15 protein-coding genes are annotated in these 18,519 nt (G+C 36.6%); 1 reads left to right on the top strand and 14 read right to left on the bottom strand.

Annotated features, from left to right (window positions below; all coding sequences use genetic code 11):
* Window positions 1-50: 50 nt before the first annotated feature.
* From trpS to AB3I34_RS12935, 10 genes are all read right to left on the bottom strand, one after another.
* Window positions 51-1,055, bottom strand: a complete 1,005-nt coding sequence (gene trpS, locus AB3I34_RS12980) for a tryptophan--tRNA ligase (protein ID WP_002356846.1) — start codon at window positions 1,053-1,055, stop codon at window positions 51-53.
* Between the two features lie 161 nt (window positions 1,056-1,216).
* Window positions 1,217-4,996 carry an Ig-like domain-containing protein gene (locus AB3I34_RS12975; protein ID WP_085444105.1) on the bottom strand — a complete coding sequence of 1,260 codons (3,780 nt, stop codon included), beginning with the start codon at window positions 4,994-4,996 and terminating at the stop codon, window positions 1,217-1,219.
* Between the two features lie 10 nt (window positions 4,997-5,006).
* Complete coding sequence (locus AB3I34_RS12970) at window positions 5,007-5,975, bottom strand: hypothetical protein (protein ID WP_085444104.1); 969 nt, start codon at window positions 5,973-5,975, stop codon at window positions 5,007-5,009.
* A 100-nt stretch (window positions 5,976-6,075) separates the two neighbouring features.
* Window positions 6,076-6,747: a hypothetical protein gene (locus AB3I34_RS12965; RefSeq protein ID WP_002389246.1), complete on the bottom strand. Its 672-nt coding sequence runs from the start codon at window positions 6,745-6,747 to the stop codon at window positions 6,076-6,078.
* Window positions 6,748-6,759: 12 nt separating this feature from the next.
* The gene (locus AB3I34_RS12960; protein WP_002383582.1) at window positions 6,760-7,677 is read right to left on the bottom strand and encodes a carbohydrate ABC transporter permease; all 918 of its coding nucleotides are present in this window, start codon (window positions 7,675-7,677) and stop codon (window positions 6,760-6,762) included.
* The gene (locus AB3I34_RS12955; RefSeq protein ID WP_002356840.1) at window positions 7,650-8,552 is read right to left on the bottom strand and encodes a carbohydrate ABC transporter permease; all 903 of its coding nucleotides are present in this window, start codon (window positions 8,550-8,552) and stop codon (window positions 7,650-7,652) included. Before AB3I34_RS12955 ends, AB3I34_RS12960 begins: the two co-directional genes overlap by 28 nt.
* 150 nt (window positions 8,553-8,702) lie before the next feature.
* Entirely contained in the window at window positions 8,703-9,980 is a 1,278-nt protein-coding gene (locus AB3I34_RS12950) for a sugar ABC transporter substrate-binding protein (RefSeq protein ID WP_002359868.1), read from the bottom strand.
* A 49-nt stretch (window positions 9,981-10,029) separates the two neighbouring features.
* Window positions 10,030-11,172 (bottom strand): glycoside hydrolase family 88 protein, encoded by a 1,143-nt coding sequence (locus tag AB3I34_RS12945; protein WP_002359867.1) that lies wholly within the window; start codon window positions 11,170-11,172, stop codon window positions 10,030-10,032.
* A gap of 15 nt (window positions 11,173-11,187) precedes the next feature.
* A complete protein-coding gene (locus tag AB3I34_RS12940) occupies window positions 11,188-12,987 on the bottom strand; it encodes a DUF2264 domain-containing protein (RefSeq protein ID WP_002359866.1) in 1,800 nt (599 codons plus the stop codon).
* On the bottom strand, window positions 12,968-13,354 hold the full coding sequence (locus tag AB3I34_RS12935; protein ID WP_002356835.1) for a hypothetical protein: 387 nt from the start codon (window positions 13,352-13,354) through the stop codon (window positions 12,968-12,970). Before AB3I34_RS12935 ends, AB3I34_RS12940 begins: the two co-directional genes overlap by 20 nt.
* A 175-nt stretch (window positions 13,355-13,529) precedes the next feature.
* Here AB3I34_RS12935 and AB3I34_RS12930 point away from each other — a divergent pair, with 175 nt between their 5' ends.
* Window positions 13,530-14,591, top strand: a complete 1,062-nt coding sequence (locus tag AB3I34_RS12930) for a LacI family DNA-binding transcriptional regulator (protein WP_002356832.1) — start codon at window positions 13,530-13,532, stop codon at window positions 14,589-14,591.
* A 40-nt stretch (window positions 14,592-14,631) separates the two neighbouring features.
* Here AB3I34_RS12930 and AB3I34_RS12925 read toward each other — a convergent pair whose 3' ends face one another.
* From AB3I34_RS12925 to iolE, 4 genes are all read right to left on the bottom strand, one after another.
* Entirely contained in the window at window positions 14,632-15,465 is an 834-nt protein-coding gene (locus AB3I34_RS12925; RefSeq protein ID WP_085444102.1) for a hypothetical protein, read from the bottom strand.
* Window positions 15,466-15,672: 207 nt separating this feature from the next.
* A complete protein-coding gene (locus AB3I34_RS12920) occupies window positions 15,673-15,996 on the bottom strand; it encodes a PTS sugar transporter subunit IIB (protein ID WP_002356829.1) in 324 nt (107 codons plus the stop codon).
* A gap of 9 nt (window positions 15,997-16,005) precedes the next feature.
* Entirely contained in the window at window positions 16,006-17,601 is a 1,596-nt protein-coding gene (locus AB3I34_RS12915) for a solute:sodium symporter family transporter (RefSeq protein WP_010712645.1), read from the bottom strand.
* 23 nt (window positions 17,602-17,624) lie between these two features.
* Window positions 17,625-18,515: a myo-inosose-2 dehydratase gene (gene iolE, locus AB3I34_RS12910; protein WP_010712646.1), complete on the bottom strand. Its 891-nt coding sequence runs from the start codon at window positions 18,513-18,515 to the stop codon at window positions 17,625-17,627.
* Window positions 18,516-18,519: the final 4 nt, after the last annotated feature.

The raw sequence follows: 18,519 nt of genomic DNA, 5'->3' as shown, positions 1-18,519 counted from the left end.
GAACTGGAACAAGTCATTCTTCTTTTGACTTGTTCCAGTTCTTTTATTGCTTAGAAATATTGAATTCCCATCGCTTTTTTGACTTCTGTTAAGGTTTGTGCTGCCACTTTTTCAGCAGCAAGACTTCCTTTATGCAACATTTCCATAATCGCTTCTGGATTTTTAGCCAGCTCTTCACGACGTCGACGAATCGGTGCGAGTTCTTCTTCTAGGACATCAATTAAGTAACGTTTAATTTTCACATCTCCTAAACCGCCATGACGATAGTGCTCTTTTAATTCTTCAATATATTCTTTCTCTTTCCCAAAGACATCCAAGTAAGTAAAGACCATATTTCCTTCAACTTGTCCTGGGTCCTCTATACGAATATGATTTGGATCGGTATACATACTCATTACTTTTTTCTGTACCACTTCAGCTGGATCTGAAAGATAAATACCATTGCCTAAAGACTTACTCATTTTTCCGTTGCCATCAATTCCTGGCAAGCGTCCCATGCCTTTTGGTGGTAACACAGCTTCCGGTCTAACTAAAACTTCACCGTACGTCTGATTAAAACTATGCACAATTTCTTGCGCTTGTTCCAACATTGGTTTTTGGTCTTCCCCAACTGGGACTAAGTTCGCTTGAAAGGCAGTAATATCAGCAGCTTGTGAAACGGGATAAATAAAGAATCCTGTCGGAACACCTTCCCCAAATTTTTTTTGCTCAATTTCTGCTTTGACCGTTGGATTCCGACGAACACGTGACGTGGTCACTAAATTTAGATAGTACATTGTTAATTCAGCTAACTGTGGAATTTGCGATTGGATAAAAATTGTTGTTTTCGTAGGGTCTAAACCAACTGCTAAATAGTCCAAAGCAACTTCTAAAACATTGGCTGAAACTTTTTCGGGATTTTTTGCATTATCTGTCAATGCTTGTAAATCTGCAATCATGACAAATAATTGATTTGTAGGGTCTGCTTGCATTTCTACTCGTTTTTTTAAGGAACCTACGTAATGTCCTAGGTGCAATTTACCAGTTGGACGATCACCTGTTAAGATAGTATTCATTGTCTACACACCTTTATCGTTTACTTTCATTTATTATTTTACCTTGTTTTAAAAAGAATGAATAGTAGGCAATAGAATATTTATTGATTCTAGATAATCGAAGAGACTAGAAAGATTGCAAGGTACAGCAATTCTTGTTCCAATCTCTTCAAACAGTTCGTTTATTTTGTGACTTTAATTGAAAATTGTGCAGTCACTACCGGTAAAACTTTGCTTGTTACTTTGATTTGATAATTTCCTGCAGCAGTCGTTGCTTCTGTCCTAATCAGACCGTTTTCATCTACACTTACTGTATTGCCAGCATCTGGTGTAACCAACTCATACGTTACTTGCGAGCTCCAAGCATCCGTTTCTGTGTGCGGCGCTTGACCAATCACTTTAGATTGAATTTGATAATTTTCGCCTGATTTTATAGTGGCTGTTTCTGTAGCAAATTGAATTCTTTCAGGAATCGCATGAGTTTGCACGACTTGGAAGATTTTTCGTTCATCGGGATTCGCAATTCCTATTTTTTCTTCTACTGCAGCAGGGAACTGGTAAGTACCTGGCGGGCTACTTGGCGAATAATTACTAACATCGTCATCCCAAGAAATAACCTTCAATTTCGTTTCGCTACCATCATCTAATTTTGCAATTACTTCAGTTGGCAAATTCAGTTCGCCTCGCGAGGTGCCTGTTAGTCGATCCAGCGTAGGCAATTCCTTGAATCCAACAATATGTTTAGCGGTGACTTTTACATTGGCAATAATTGGCATTGAGACACCTGCTGCTCGTCCTACAACAGTGAATGTTCCTTCTTTTTGATAAGAAGATGCTGGAACTTCTGACCAATTGACAGTCACTTCTCGTTGTGAACCATCCGAATAAAAAATAGTTGTTTTTTCTGGTAGATTAGGGGCTTGACCCGCTTCTGTCGTGACCTCAATCGACTCATGTTTGACTTCGAAAACATTCGATAAAACAATTTTAGGAGCTAAACTATCCTCTGTTAGCTGTTGACCAGTTGGCAAGGTCAATTTGCCTGCTAAAAAGTCTTGATAGGCCTTTTGTGCGCCTTCTTTTGAAAAAGCATCAAACCCAGCATTATCAGAATCATAACCAGGCAAACGACTGTCTGTAATCGCTAATAAGAAACTTAACTTGGCTGGAATTTTCTCACCACTTTGAATTAGCTTCCGTAGATAGTTACTAATATCGATAGAGATTGTATTTTGATTATTCATAATTGAACTATTTGTAAAAGATTGTCGAGCAATAAATTCTTCATTTGGTACATTTAAATTATTTGGGCCATTGTTCCAAGTAATGGTGTTACTCATCCAATTAGTATCTGTTCCATAAACATCTACTTGGAACTGCGTATTTTTCAAACGTTCATCATTTGTATTTCCAGCACCATTCCACGCATCATAACGCATCACATTTAATTCTAAATTGGCACTTTTTAGTGATTGATAGTTCTTCAATTCTTGTGTATCAATTTCAACGTAAATCCGGCGATTATACCCCACAGAACTAGCATTTTTTAATTTTAATGCGTAATTGCCCGTATAGTTTACTCCATAAGGATATTTATAGGCGTCTCCTGAACTAATGGCAGCAGTACCGCCTGCTATAGCAGAGTATGCTCGGTTACCATCACTCTTTTGAACATAGGCAGTTTGAGCTGTTTTTAGTTTAACGGTATCTTTTCCTTCACCAAGTTCACCCTCAAAAGAGACCTTGGCTGTTACTTTGACAGCATCTATCGGTAAGCCGATAACTGTTGCTGCAACTTCAACTGTGCCTGCTGTATTAATTTTTTCTTGAGGGATTGCTTCCCATTGTAACTTAAATTCTTTTTTGCCTGTCGCAACCACTTCTTCATTAACGACTTCTTCGTACGTTAATTCAACTTGCTCTGGCAAATTAGGATACACACCTGTTGCCGAACTAATTTCTAACACTTGATTTTGATAACGAATACTTTTTTCAATTGTGGATGCTTGTTGCGCACCAATATCTAAAACTTTATTTTTCAAGCTATTTCCAAAGAAGTCTTCGGCCGCACTGTTCACTTCCGACAAGCCTTTACCAATCGCTGGAGAGGTTTCTTTTAACTGGAACATTTGTGCTCGCTGACGTAAGCGTTCTTTAGAAGTAAATTCAACCACATTATCTTTTGTTGGTTTCAATGTCGTAAATTCTTGCTCTGCCAACTCTTTCACTTTTTCAGGGTTATCTGTGATTTCTAATTGTGGTTTTTCAAAAATGTTTCCACTTGATACTAATTTTTCAACAGTTGCACCACTTTTTTCTGTAGCAATTTCTTTTGGCCAAATAACATTATTTTTGAAATATTTTTCTGGATTATCGACCATTTTACGTTCAATTGGTTGTGTCCCATTTGTTGGATAATTAGATAAGAATTTTAATTGTCCGGTACCTTCTTTGTATAAAATATTATTGTAAAAATTGGCTACTGTACCACTGTTGTCAGAACTATTTCCTTCACCAAATAATGATGTTGAAATGCCGTCGCCAACATAAATCGTATTATTGTGGATAGTTGGCATTGCCGCTCCATCATTTTTCACCCAATAATGGAAAATACTTTGTTCTTTATAATTGTAGCCACCAGCTCCGCCTGGATTGTCTTTACCTGTTCCTCGGTTACCACCGCCGTCATTAGCTGAGATATTGTACCGAATAACCGAATTTTTTTGATCAGACATAAGCAATAAAAAGCCGCCAGTATTATGATGTGAATAGTTATATTGATAAATAACATTGTTTGACTGCATGTCCACATCATAAGCTTCGGCATCGTTAAATCCATATTTGATTCCGTATACTTCGTTATATTGGAACAGTCCGTCATCTACAGACATTGCCCAAACGCCCGCGTAATTTTGTGTACCATAATCGGCATTGCACATTCGGACAGCAACATTTCCTTCGACGACACCGCCACTTTTGGATTCTGACAAGACAATTCCGTCGCCAGCAATATCTTCTAAATAGTTATTACGAATCGTAATATTAGAAAACGTTTTGTAGAAAGTGTTGCCTCTTGAGGTATCTGAATCAGCTTTTGTTCGAATTCCTTCAAGTCCCACTCGTTGAATCACATTATTTTCAATCAAAATATCATTAAATCCAGTCGTTGTTCGATGATCATTGGCTGCTGTTACTACATTGCCATTCTCATCAAACCAACTTCCTAAAACAATAATTCCACCTACCGCTTTTAATCGTTTGGTTGCAGTATTCCCACTTAGATTCAAATAATATTCTGTTTGAACATCATGAACATAGTTATTCCTTATCGTGACACTATTGAACGTTCGATTTTGTTCATATCCTAGGACTAATATCCCCGCTCTTTGAGCATCTCCTGGTTTCTTATAGCCTTCGAGATTATCTAGCTCTGGTGTATTTGTCACTTCTAAGTTTGAAATATCCCAATATTCTTGGTTCACTAACTGCACAGCCCCTGAGATTGCACGTTTGAAAGTCCCTGTGCTGTAGGTGCCACCACCGTTAATAATCGGACGCCGTGTTGTTTCAAAAATGGTTTCTCCTTTGTCATTCGTATCATAAAAATCAATGACAATCTTTTGTGCCGCTGTCCCATTCCCTTTTGGATGCAACAATTGGTTATTCCAGGTACTTTGCGCATTCAGCAGAAGATGGTCGCCTGGCTGAAACTCCGTCTGATTCACTTTTTCAAAATCACGCCAAGCACTGGCTGGAGACTGCCCATCATTGGCATTATTTCCTCCTTCCCCATCCACATAGTAGGTCGTCCCATTTTGAGCGACACCTACTGAACGAAAAAGTAACGGTTGATCACTCACTGTTTCCCCATAAGCAGGAAGACTAAATAATTGAAGCTGGGAAAAAACAAACAAAATAGAAAGGAAAATGGTTACACTTTTAAAATACGCTTTTTTTCTCATTTTCTGCTCCTTAACTGTTTTTATTTTGATAATTTTGAAAAAACTTTTCTCTGTCTTTCTCCAACAAGTCTACTTTGGTTGCTTGTTGATACGTAGCTAATTTCTCTTTGTAGCATGTGTTGATATAGGCATTTTTGCCAAATTGTGGTGCTTCTTCAAACTGTAAAAGTTGCCCTCCTTCCTTATTAAAAATATAAAAGTATTGGTTTTCGTGGTATCCTTTCACCACGGTACCAACAGCTTTTTCACTAAGAATCTCCCCAACAGACAACGAATAAATATCCTCTTTTTGGATTTCTGCACTCTTCAATTGATACGATTCAATAACAAGATTAGGTAATTTATTTTGCCACTCCAATAACGTCTCCTCATAAGATAGATTCGGAGAGATTGCTTCGGTTATTTTTTCTAATTCTGCTTGCTTACCTGAAAAAGTTGGAATTTCAATTGCTTCAACAAAGTAATCGGTCTTTTTATATTTATCATCCAATTGCTCAAAGGCCTGCCGCAATTCTTTTTGCGTTGGCTTTTCTTTCTCCATTAATTTCTCTTTTATTTGGTCCTGTAATTGTTGATCTTTTGCATCTAAAAATTGCCAGAGCGTTAAACTGCTCTTTTGGTCTTGCCATTCTTTTTTTTCTTGCCCAAATGTTTGTGAGTGGGCTATTTCTAACTCCGTTGCCAGCTGTTTAATCATTTTATGTTGTACTAAATCCTCCGTTGCAACCTTCAGTAGTTCCTGAGTGGGTGATTTTCCGTTATACGTTTTGCGCCAGAAGTTTTTCCCAAACGAAGTTAAATTATTCTGATCAGAGAATTGCTTCGCTACACGATTCATATTTTTATCGCCATAAACAATTAATTCTTCGACTTGGATTGCTTCGTTATTAATCATACTTTGCTGGCTGGTAGTAAAAATAACGAGCACAAAAATAGCACCTATCAAAAAGCTACTTAAAATAATTATTTTTTTCTTCATTCGTTCGCTCCCTCCACTTTAATACACAAGGCAAGAACAAAATAAGCAACCCCACCTTCATTCATTTTCCTGAAAATCGAGATTACTTATTAGGTAAAAATTATTTATTCTTTTTTTGCTTTTCATGCAATTTCCCAGTATTTAAATAAATAATCCCTAGGAAAAGGACAGGGGTTACAACAAACCCAAACTGTGGCTTCAAAAACATCATTGCAAACATTGAGAATAGTAAAAAAACATTTAGACAGCTGACATACCATTTCCGCAGTCCATAGTAAACAGAAATCCGAAACACATCTTTAAAAGAAGCTTGCGGGTTTCGTACTTGAAAATACCAAGCATTCAGCATAATAGCTAACCCAAAAATTAACAGGAGGACCATCAATGGAATAAACCATTTACCAATCGTTGTTTTGGCAAAAAAGAATATATCTGTCACACTGATGATGCTACTTCCTAAGCCTAGCAAGCTGATAAGAAAGCCTCTTAACCCAAACTGACGAAACTTTTGGAAAAAAGTTTTAAATGGATCCAGCTCCTTTTCTTCTTTAAAAGTATCGATTAAGCCTAAAAGTGCAATCATCCCTGCCCCCATCGGCAGCAACGTTACTACAAAAAGTGGGAGGTTTCGTGGATCAATGTCTAAGCTAATCACCGCTATGAAAAAAGGAATGTTCACTAAGAGAAGCCCTAGATTACCGATAAATAAAATGTAAAGCCAGCGAAAAATTTTCATATAAATATTATTATCAAAGGTTTGCTTAGTAAACATTCAAACTTCCTCCTAATTCTTCATTCCAGATGTAGCAATACCTTCAACAAAGTATTTTTGCATTGCTAAAAAGACAATCCCTACTGGTAAAATAGAAACCACTGATGCGGCCATGATTAAGGCATATTCAGCATCAAATAAACCGACGAACATTTTCAAACCTAACTGAATCGTTTTATTCTCAGTAGAAGATAAATAAATGAAAGGTCCCATATAGTCATTCCATGTATTCACAAAAGTAATAATCGTGAGACTGGCTAAAGCTGGTTTGGTTAATGGTAAAATAATTTTCCAATAAATTCCCCACTCACTTAACCCATCAATCCGCGCACTTTCACATAGTGAATCTGGAATACTACTGTAATATTGTTTCAGTAAAAAGACTCCAAATGCATTAAATGCTTGTAATAAAACAAGTGACCATAACGTGTCAGTCAAACCTAATTGACGCATCATAATAAATTGTGGAATCATATACGATTGCCAAGGAATAGCAATTGTTGCGATGTACGTAATAAAAAGTGTATCTCTTCCTCTAAAATTCATTTTTGAAAAGCCATATGCTGCAAAACTTGAAGTAAATAGTTGAATAATCGTAATCACAATACTTAAAAATAACGTATTTTTAAAGAAAGTTAACAATGGAATGCGTTCCCAAATAACGGAATAGTTTTCTGGATGCCAACTTTTAGGAATCCATTGAATTGGAATGGTGAAAACTTCATTGTTTGTTTTAAATGATGCTGAAACCATCCAAATGAAAGGCACCAAAGTAATTAACGCAAGTAAAGTTAAGAGAATGATTACAAGGATCCCACCAGGTGTGACTTTTTCTGCTTTTTTCGTTTTTGCTTTTCGAGTATTTTCTTTTTTTGAAAAAGTTGCTTCCATCTTTTCTCCTCCTAAACTTTCTCTTGATGTTGATTCCATTTAAATTGAGCCACAGTAATCGCTAGAACGATGATGAATAAGACCATCGCAATGGCTGATGCATAACCAAAATTAAATTTGACAAAGGCTTCATTGTAAATTTCATAAACTAACACATTCGTTGCACGTCCTGGTCCACCACCAGTCATAACTTGAACTAAGTCAAAAACTTTGAAACAGTTAATTACAAGCATGATAGTCACGAAAAAGGTCGTTGGTCGTAATGAAGGTAAGGTAACATTTAAAAATTGATTCCATTTACCCGCGCCATCCATTGACGCTGCTTCATATAATTCTCTTGGCACACTTTGTAAACCAGCTAAATACAAAATCATATAATACCCCATAAAGCGCCACACACTAACGATGATAATTGCTGGTAAAGCCCAAGTAGAACTAGATGTCCAGCCAGGAGGATTTTCAATAAATAATTTCAAAAATTGATTAATTGGTCCCATTGTTGGATGAAATAGCATATTCCAAACGACCGCAATCGCAACTAATGACGTTACATAAGGAAAGAAAAAAGCCGTTCTAAAAAATTTCATCCCTCTAATTTTACGATTCAACAAAATCGCTAGTCCTAATGAGCAAATCAATGTTAACGGAACAACACCAATCGTATAGATAAACGTTTGTTTTAACGAAATCCAAAACGTATCATCATGAATCATTTTGGTGAAATTTTTCATTCCGACAAATTCAGGGGTTGAAAAAGAATCCCAACTCATAAAAGCTAAAATCAGTGAACAGATAACCGGGATTAAAGTGAAGAGGAAAAAGCCAATAAAGTTTGGTGCGATAAAAGATAACGCAGTCCACGTATTTTTTCGTCTCAATTTATTTGCTGTTTTTGTTTTTGAAGTAATTTCCATAATTGTATTCTGTTAAGTGAACTTAACAGGCCCTCCTTCCAAACTCAAGCTACATTCTTTATTTAAAAAAATAAGCTGAAATTCATTGTAGGTTACTCATTTCAGCTTATTTTTTTCATCAATCTTTTGTGTTTTTGCTGGAAATAATAATTAGTCTATCTCTGCTTTGACACGTTTTTCCATGTTAGCAATACCATCTTTTGGTTTTTCGTCGCCGACCATAATTAAATCATGTTCTTCTTGTAATACTTTATCAATTGCGGCACCGTTTTTATCAGATGGGAATTCTAAATTAATTGTATCTGGGTTAAAGGCTTTTTGTGAGACTTCATCTGAAGGCATTCCTTTTCTTGCAAAGTAGATTTTATCAATTTCATCTGTTTTATAAGAAGGAACCACTCCTACTTCTGCTAAAAGTTTTGCACCTTCTTTACCTGAAGCAAAGTCTAAGAATTTTTGAGCAGCTTTTTGTTTTTTACTGTTTTTATTAATTGCAAAACTTGTCGGTGAGCCAAAGGTAGTTGCTTTACCTTTTTCTTGTTGTGGTATTTCGGCAATCCCCCATTCGACATTTGTTTTGCCATCATCAATGTTGGTTAATAAAGTCCCCATGTACCAGCTACCCATGTACATCATCGCCGCTTTTGAATTTTCAAATTGTGATTGATACGTTACTTTTGTTGATTTTGCTGTTCCAAAATCCATTTGTGATTGATCTTTTTGCATTCTCAATGCGCGATCATAATAAGTTTCCATATAATTGTATTTTGGTTCAATCAAATTGGCATTGTTTTGAGCAGCAGCAATCGCTTGAACGGTTGAGCGCCAAGTATGTTGATAGGCACCATATACTTGTTCTTCTGGTTTAGATAATTTTTTCGCTAACGCTTCATATTCGTCCCAAGTTAAGTTATCGGGATAGGCAATTCCGGCTTCATCAAACATTTTTTTATTGTAATACAATACCCAGAAATCTGTACGGTAAGGCTGAGCATAGGTTTTACCATCGATTTCATACATCTCGTAACTTGCTTTGGCAGGTTCGATATCTAAATCTTTAACGTGATCGGTTAAATCCACCAATTGATTGCGTAGCGCGTAATTAGAATATGAAAGTAAGTTTTTCATGGTTAAAATATCCGTCGTATCTCCTGATGAAAGCATCGTTGTTACTTTTGTGTCATAATCATCTGAAGCAATGTCCACCGGTTCAATAGTGATATCAGGATTTTCCGCTTCAAAAGCTCTGAATAATTTCTCAAATTCTGGGGTCGTGTCATAATTCCAAGTAGTTACTGTTAATTTTGTTTTGCCATCTTCACTCTTTTCAGTTGCTTTCTTTTCACTTGAACCACCACATGCTGTTAAAGTTACTGCCGCCACTGCTAACAGCGCTGCCGCTGTTAAGCCTTTTTTCCAAAATTTCATTTGTACTACCTCCGCTATTTATTATTTTTTAGGAGTTTTCCTCCATGAATTACCAAAAAGAATACCAGCTTTTCGCTAAACGAGTTAACGCTTCCAAATAAAAGTAGTCGCCCCAAATCATGCATTCATCGACTCCTGTATTTGTTTTTTTATCATAGACACCATGAAGCAATAGGCCGTTCGACTCTGGTTGTAAAACCGTTGTATACTTTTCCGCTAATGCTTGTAATAGTTCTAGCGCAACCTTTTCATAATAGCCATGTTTTTCATCATTTAATGGAAGCTGACGAGATAATTCTAGTAAGCCACATGCGGCAATTGCAGCAGATGAGCTATCACGTTCTTCTTCACTCCCTTCATTGAAAATTAAATCCCAGTAACAGATTTTGTCCTCTGGTAATTCTTGAATAAAGTAATCAGCAACATTTTTTGCTGTTTCCAGAAAACTACTATCTCCTGTATATAAATAACTTAACGTAAAGCCGTAAATTCCCCAGGCTTGGCCGCGAGCCCAACAAGAATCATCTGAGTATCCTTGCTGTGTCTTTCCGTACAAGGCTTCGCCTGTTTCCGTATCAAAATAATACGTATGGAACGTAGTGTGATTTTCTCGCACAATATATTTTTGTGTTTGTTTCGCATGATTGTAGGCAGCTTCATAATACTCTTGCTTGCCAGTCATTTTTGCTGCAAAGTATAATAATGGTAAGTTCATTAAACAATCAATAATCATTCTACCTCGTTGCTCTGGATCGTCTAAATTCCCCCAAGCTTGAATAATCTTGGCTTTTGGTGAATAACGTTTCATTAATAAGTCCGCAGCTTGCAAGGCCATTTCTTTTGAGGCCTCATGACCATTGACTTGATAATCAGCAATGGCTGTTAAAATATACAAAAAGCCTATATCATGTGTTTCCAGCTCAATTTGTTCATCCAAGCGATGTTGAAAAGAAGCCATCTGTGTGGCAATCACCTCATCGAACTCTGTTGAATTTGTTAATTCCTTTGCTAAAAATAACATTCCTGGCCAAAAGCTGGCCGTCCAGTCAATATTTTCTTCAGGATAATAAATTTGATTTAAACTTGCCGCGGGTGGAACTAATTCTTTAAATGTCTCTAAATTTCCTCGAACTTTGTTTAAAGCAAAACTGATTTGCTTCGGCAACCACTCAATCTGTCCATTTTCTGTCATTGTGTATTTCTCCCCCTAATTCCCCAAAATTACAACTTTTTCTTCAACTAAAAGCTGATTTTCTTTTAACCTAACTTTAACTGGCTCAATTTGTTCATTCGGTAGTACGCCTGTCACCAATGAAATTAAAAGATGTTTCCCTTTCGACAAGTTTGCTTTCAAATATGGCAACTCCGTTAACGGATAAAGTAAATTTGTATTCGGTTCTGTTCGAATAATCGCAGCTTCAGAAAAGCCGTTGATATTTTCTACTTTTGACACACCTTTTGCATTTTTTACCTCAGCCATTTGATCAGAAACGCAAGTGACCTTTTCATCGAAGAGCGGGATTGAGAAGCCACCTTCATAAGCCACTAATGCACGTTGTGTCTCAATTTCGTGGATCCGTAAATGCTGGCCTTCTAATGGTACAATTGTCGTTTTGATTGCTACATCGGACCAAGGATGCCATTGATGAATGATACGATCATCAAGAATTTCGTACTGATCATCTAATCCTTTCGTGCGGAAATAGTGGTCGTCTTCAGCTAAAGCCAAGCAATTATCATAAGCACCTTCGTAATACCAATAATCACTCTTTATAGTACTGAAACCAAAATGGGAAGAATAAACAAATTTACTATATTTATCATGTGCATGAGCTTGATAATTAATAAATTGTCCCGCTGGAAACATTAAACCATGTGTCCCTGCATCATTTACTTGATAGTAGTTCCGACTTTCTGGTGAAGGTAAGTGTTTTTCTGGAAAGCTAATAGGCTGTGTTTCTGCTTGCCAATAAGGATGATCTTTTGGAACCGCTAACAAAATGAATGTTTTAAAGGCCCAATAAGGTGAACCAGGACCATTATAGCCTTCGGCAAAGACCATATTTTGATAATCATAACCTACCGACAATAATCCATCTGTTGTAAAAATATCTTTGTTCATCCATTGATGAAGATGTCGGCTGATTAGACCTTTAATCTCACCCCACGGCAATGCTTCAACATCTGCAAAAACTAAAGCACTAAAAAATGACACTTGAGCAAAACGATACGTTAAGCTACGTCCAAAGGGAATCGCTTCTCCTGGCTGAGTAAACCAATATTTAAACTCTTGCGCGAACAAAGTTGCTCGTTCCTTCATAATAGCCACTCTTGCGGTATCTTCCGGGGCAAAACGACAATACAATAAACTATAATAATGAATAGCGAAAGAAACATAATAATCAACTTGTGTCTCGACTCCGTCATAATACCAACCATTACCGACATAAAAACGATCAATTACAGCCAAATCAACAGCGATCTGTTCTTTTGAATACGGCATTTCACAATGTTTCATCGCTAAATTCAGCAACACTCTAAAGAAATGCCAATTATTTGGCGGAATAATGTTTTCATTGGCTTGTATCAGCCAACTGTGTAAATTGTTTTGCTGTTCTTTTGTTAATTGGTCCCACGTTTTTTCTTTGTTTAACAAAAGAAATGTACTTAATGCTGCCATCTCAACAATCAATTGATCATAATCTTTTGTTTTTCCCCAATAAGATGAACTCTCAGGATCGGTTCCTTCGATAATTCCCGTTAGAAAGTCATTCAAATACTCACTTTCATTTTGCGTTACATAAGGACCTAGTCCCCATAATGGTCGTAAAAATGCCTCCGCATCACGTGTCCCTTTAGAATAAACCGTTCCGTGTGTCCCTAAATCCAGATGACCTTGATACTCTCGATCAAAAAACAATTCCAGTGGCGCTAATAAATCTTCAAATCCTTCTGCAACCTCTTCGTATGTTTCAAAAGGATTCTGTCTAATTCGTGGCTGAATCATGATTCTCCTCACTTTCAATTAATGTCCCTTTCAAAAAGCCGTAATATTCTCCGTAAACTGTCACTTCGTCACCAATTTTCAATTTTTTCTTTTGCTCATTAAAAACTTGATATTTACTAGAACCACTTTTCAAAATAAAACGATCACCTTTTTTTATTAAACTAGAACGACTGTCGCTCTCAACAATCTCCCCTTTCAAAGAAATATATTCATTTAAACGAACGTCACCATTTTGTAATTCTGTTTCTGAATAAGACTGTGCCGTTTCCTTTAGATTTTGAAGAGATTCTTCATCAAATTCTTTTTCACCGGATTTACAACCTGTTAAAGCAAGTAAAATTAGTAAAAAAAGTGAAAATCTTTTCACTAAACCACCTTCTCCATCGAATTAAAGCGCTTTCTTTGACTTTATAGTATATTTTTTTAGTCAAAAAATCAATAGTTTTTGCTAAAAAAAAGTAAAAAAAGCTTTTTCTTGCTTTTTTTTACTAAAAAGAAATATACTATATGCTATAATAGTACTTGAGAAGGAGGCATTTAGAATGGCAACTATCACAGATATCGCAAAAGTCGCGAATGTTTCAATTTCAACTGTATCGCGAGTTCTGAACTATGATCCAAACTTATCCGTTACAGAGGAAACCAAGCGAAAAATTTTTGAAGCAGCAGAAACCCTGAATTATACGAAATATAAAACTAAAAATAAAAACAAACAGCAGGAGCAACTGACACCTAACCTTTCCGTACAAACAGCTCCGCAAGAGCCTTCGATTGCCGTCGTTCAGTGGCGTTCAGATGACGAAGAACTAACGGATATTTACTATATGTCGATTCGTTTAGGCGCTGAAAAACGGGCCGAAGAGTTAGGTTACAATATTCTAAAAGTTTCTCAATTGGAACAACATAACCTTCAAGGGATTGATGGCATTTTGGCAATTGGTAAATTCACTCAAAAGACGTTACAAGAGTTGCAGCAACTGCATCCAAACCTTTGTGTAATTGGCAGTAATTTCCCACTGGAAGAATTTGATTCTGTAAATACTGATTTTTATCAAGCAACCGAGATTGCCTTAACCCATCTTTTGGAATTGGGCCACGAAAAAATTGCCTTTATTGGTGCCGAAGAAAGCGAAAACATGTATGGTTTCCGTCGCTATAAAACGCCGACAACCAATGCTTATCTTGACATTATGCAGCATTATCACTTGTTTAACGAAGATTATTTTATCTTAAAAGAAAATGGCATGTTGGATGTCAAAACGGGGGAACAATTGACAGAAGAAGCGTTAGAGAAATGGGGAAATGATTTACCTACTGCGATTCTTGCTTATAATGACGCCTTTGCAATCGGTGTGATACATACGTTAGCCGCACACGGTATAAAGGTTCCTGAAGAAATTAGTGTCATGGGGATCAATGATATCTCTATTTCTCAATATGTCTCACCACCGCTATCCTCTGTCCATGCCTTTACTGAAGAAATGGGCGAGACAGGCATTAATTTATTGCACAAACGAATTCAAATGCCTAGCATTCCTCGTAGAGTCCTGTTAAACACAGAATTGGTTGTCCGCCAATCAACAACTAGCCCACGCCAGAAATAAAAAATAAGGACCGCTCCTATAAAGGAACCGTCCTTATTTTTTATTTGTTTTGACCAAATAATTCAATTTGTGTTAATGCTGGAAATGGTGATGGTTCATCTGCTTGAATTAACTCTGTTAGTATCACCCACTCCGCTGCCCGTTTCGCAAAGGTAAAGCTCTGGCGTTGCTCAGTCTTAACAGTTTTAAAGACCTCATGTGTACCGTCGGAAAATTTTAAAGTCACTTGTTGCCAATAATTATCATGAGGAAAGTCCGCTCGTAATGTTAAGATCACTTTATCCAACAAGACTTCACGCCCAAATTCAATTTTTAATGCGGCATCTAACTGCTGATTAATCCCCCATGATTGATAAGGATACGGCCCATGATAAAGATTAGCAAAGGTACCGTCAATCGCATTGCAAGCAAAAAAAGTAGCATCATTTCGCGTTTCCACGTTGGCAGATGCATGAGGATACGCACCAGTAAAATGTTGTAAATCATGTGGATTTAACGCCCAATTACGATAACTCTTAATTTCTTCTTTCGTGGCAACACGCACACTTATATAAGGTTTCTTGGTTTCAAAACGATACGCTGCTCGCGCTTCGATAGCGTTTTCATTTTTTGTGATTGGAAATGTCCATTTTTGTTCTGGAACATAAATTAAACTGCTATCAAGCGTAGCATCTAACTTCACCATTAAATAAGTATTGGGCGTATCTAAACAAACTTGAATCACATCGCCGTCTTGTAATTGACAATCCCAAGCAGCTAAACAAACAAAATCTTTCCCTGTAATAGTTAACTCTTTCAAAGAATCTGAATCATCTATCTTAGCTTTTCTAATTTCTTGTTCTTGATTTAAAATCGATAATGAAATACACGTCATATGCTTCCCTCCTAGTTTTACCTTTATTATATATTATTTTAGTAAATTAATCTATTTTTTACTAAAATAATAACTTTAGCTTTATTTCTATAAAAGAAAAGCATTTGATATTCACTATGAAACGTAAGATTTTGATTCTGCTCTTTTTGAACACAATAAAAAAGCAAGACATCAACCAAAGTTGACTGATGTCCCACTCTCTAAATCTTACTTTTCGATACTTGCGAGTATCTTCTCTGTGTTCATATAACGAAAATCTTCTTGATCGATAAAAACAACCTGCCCCTGACAGCCTTCTAAATATTTTTCCACTTTTTCTTTGACACGAGCGACTTGTGGGGTCAACATTAACACATCATACTCTTTATAACCAAGTTTTTCCTCAATCCGACAAACAGGCGCATAATCTAAATCATAAGATAACTCTTTTTCCCTAATTGCTTCAAGTAATTTTGAAACTAACAGCGATGCACTAATTCCTGTCTCACAAATAATCAATATGTTTTTGCTCATAAACTTCTCCTCATTCATGAAATATTTTTATCTAGCAAATCCGATTGGTGAAAATGCTGCATAGGTTAGGATAACCACGACAACTAATATACTTGCGACAAGTTTTGTATGTTTCCAAGGTTCAATATTTACTTTCGTATCAAAAGAATTTAAAACAAATTCGCCATCTGGTTTTATTTTAGAAACTACTATTAAAATAAGAATGTCTAAGAAGAAGAGCAGGCTTAAGACATATAAAAAATGGATATCTTTCAAAAATACTTTTGACAGTGCATACAAAACAATGTGGATAGCAATTGTCATTTTTGCTCCAAAAGCAGTTGCTTTTTTGGAATAAAATGCAAAAAGTATAATCACTAACAACGGCATATTGTATAATCCATTAAACTCTTGAACAAATTGATACAATCCAGCTGGTGCAAAAGAAATAAACGGTGCAACGATAATTGAAATAATCCCTACAATAACTGTAACTGTTTTTCCCGCACGAGCAATTTGTTTGTCATCTGCTTTCTTATTGATAATTGGTTTGTAAAAATCTAGCGAAAATAGAGTGGAGGTTGCATTTAAAGCCCCCGCAAAGGAAGATAAAATTGCTCCAAAAATAACTGCAGCAAAAATGCCGAAAAGCATTTTTGGTAAAACTTCAGTTACTAAATATGGATATGCGTTATCAGGATTGGACATCAACACATCCCCAAAAAGATTTCTTGCAACAATTCCTGGAAATACTAAGAATAATGCGCCAAACACTTTGAAAATCCCCACTAAAAAAGCCCCTTTTTGTGCTTCTGCTAAATTTTTTCCTGAAAGTGCTTTTTGAACAATCATCTGATTGGTACACCAGAAATACAAATTATTAAACAACATCCCTGTAAATAATGTTGGCCATGGTACAACAGCAGAATCAATTGCACCTACAGAGTTCAGTAACCATGGTGTGTTTTCAACAACCTGTTCAATCCCACCAATAAAACTGCCATCACCCAGTTTCATTAAACCTAGTATTGGAACCAACAAACCACAAACCAATAAACCAACGCCATAAATCGAATCGCTATTGGCACTTAAAGATAGGCCGCCAATCAGCAGATAAAGAATCCCAACAATACCAATCACCATCGCCACAAGAATGATTGCGACAATAGGTTCGACACCCAGCAGCTCATCAATATGAAAAATCTTATTGAATACTAGTGATCCAGAATAAAGAACTACTGGTAAAAAAGAAATCATATAGGTAACAATAAACAAGATTGAAATAATTCGTTTTGTAACTGTATCATAACGAATTTCAATGAAATCTGAAACCGTATTAATACCGTATTTAAAATATTTTGGTAAAAAAATGACTGCCAATGCGACAATTGCAATTGCAGCAGTTACTTCCCAAGCCATTACTTCCATTCCTGCATGATAGCTTTGACCGTTTTGTCCAACAATTTGCTCTGTGGATAGGTTGGTCATAATAATTGTCCCAGCAATCGGTAAGGCTGTTAAGCTTCGGCCACCCATGAAGAAACCTTCTGATCCAGAAGTATCTACACTTCTGGATCGAGAATAGGCAAAAATCCATACGCAGATGACAATTACTAGGAAACTGATTATTGAAAATAGATTCATTGTCTAGCTCCTTCTCGATTAGATTAAAGATCGGTGACCTTTCGGATATAGTTTCGTGCTTTGACGGCATATTCAAACGGATTGGCTTTGGCAGGATCTTGTTCCGCTTCAACCACAATCCAACCTTCATAGCCACTCTCTTCGATTGCTGACCAAATTGGTTTGAAATCAATCATACCATCCCCAGGGACTGTAAAGACGCCTTTTTTCACGGCCTTTAAGAAGCTATCTTCTTCTGTTCTGACTTCCTCTGCCATTTGTTGGCGAATATCTTTGAAGTGAATGTGTTTAATCCGGTCTTGATAGCGCTGATAGATTGCGATTGGATCTTCTCCTGAGAAGACAAGATGGCCAGTGTCAAACAATAATTTAACTTTTGTCGGATCCGTCATTTTCATTAATCGATCGATTTCTTCAGTCGTTTGGACTCCTGTCCCCATATGGTGATGGTAAACAATCTCCATACCTTTTTCATGTGCCAAGTCTCCTAGTTTTTCTAATCCTTCAGCTAGTTTTTGCCACTCTTCATCAGAAAAAATTGGTTTCTCATTAAAAACAGGAGCCGTCATAATTCCTTGTATGCTGTGTCCTTGTTCAGCCACAACAATAACCTTAGCATCCATTGCATGTAAAAAATCTCGATGTTTTTTGAAGTCTTCCGCGGTTTCTTCGAAAGGTTTTGTTGTTAAAAATGTACTAAACCAGGCACTCGCTACTTTTAGTCCACGAATATCTAAATATTGTTTTAAAACCTGTGGATCTTTTGGATACTTGTTGCCAATCTCCGTACCTGTGAATCCAGCTAGCGCCATCTCACTAACGCATTGTTCAAACGTATTTTCGCTTCCTAGCTCTGGCATATCATCATTTGTCCATGCAATCGGCGCAATAGCTAGTTGAATTTGTTTCGCCATTATG

It is taken from the genome of Enterococcus sp. C102(2024) (assembly GCF_040888205.1).
GTDB lineage: Bacteria > Bacillota > Bacilli > Lactobacillales > Enterococcaceae > Enterococcus > Enterococcus faecalis.
Note: the sequence above shows the minus strand (reverse complement) of the source record. Positions and strands in the feature narration are given on the sequence as shown.

Bases quoted from the DNA above. Each gene is read 5' to 3' on its own strand.
- trpS (WP_002356846.1), bottom strand. From the start codon at position 1,055: ATGAATACTATCTTAACAGGTGATCGTCCAACTGGTAAATTGCACCTA.
- AB3I34_RS12975 (WP_085444105.1), bottom strand. From the start codon at position 4,996: ATGAGAAAAAAAGCGTATTTTAAAAGTGTAACCATTTTCCTTTCTATT.
- AB3I34_RS12970 (WP_085444104.1), bottom strand. From the start codon at position 5,975: ATGAAGAAAAAAATAATTATTTTAAGTAGCTTTTTGATAGGTGCTATT.
- AB3I34_RS12965 (WP_002389246.1), bottom strand. From the start codon at position 6,747: ATGTTTACTAAGCAAACCTTTGATAATAATATTTATATGAAAATTTTT.
- AB3I34_RS12960 (WP_002383582.1), bottom strand. From the start codon at position 7,677: ATGGAATCAACATCAAGAGAAAGTTTAGGAGGAGAAAAGATGGAAGCA.
- AB3I34_RS12955 (WP_002356840.1), bottom strand. From the start codon at position 8,552: ATGGAAATTACTTCAAAAACAAAAACAGCAAATAAATTGAGACGAAAA.
- AB3I34_RS12950 (WP_002359868.1), bottom strand. From the start codon at position 9,980: ATGAAATTTTGGAAAAAAGGCTTAACAGCGGCAGCGCTGTTAGCAGTG.
- AB3I34_RS12945 (WP_002359867.1), bottom strand. From the start codon at position 11,172: ATGACAGAAAATGGACAGATTGAGTGGTTGCCGAAGCAAATCAGTTTT.
- AB3I34_RS12940 (WP_002359866.1), bottom strand. From the start codon at position 12,987: ATGATTCAGCCACGAATTAGACAGAATCCTTTTGAAACATACGAAGAG.
- AB3I34_RS12930 (WP_002356832.1), top strand. From the start codon at position 13,530: ATGGCAACTATCACAGATATCGCAAAAGTCGCGAATGTTTCAATTTCA.
- AB3I34_RS12925 (WP_085444102.1), bottom strand. From the start codon at position 15,465: ATGACGTGTATTTCATTATCGATTTTAAATCAAGAACAAGAAATTAGA.
- AB3I34_RS12920 (WP_002356829.1), bottom strand. From the start codon at position 15,996: ATGAATGAGGAGAAGTTTATGAGCAAAAACATATTGATTATTTGTGAG.
- AB3I34_RS12915 (WP_010712645.1), bottom strand. From the start codon at position 17,601: ATGAATCTATTTTCAATAATCAGTTTCCTAGTAATTGTCATCTGCGTA.
- iolE (WP_010712646.1), bottom strand. From the start codon at position 18,515: ATGGCGAAACAAATTCAACTAGCTATTGCGCCGATTGCATGGACAAAT.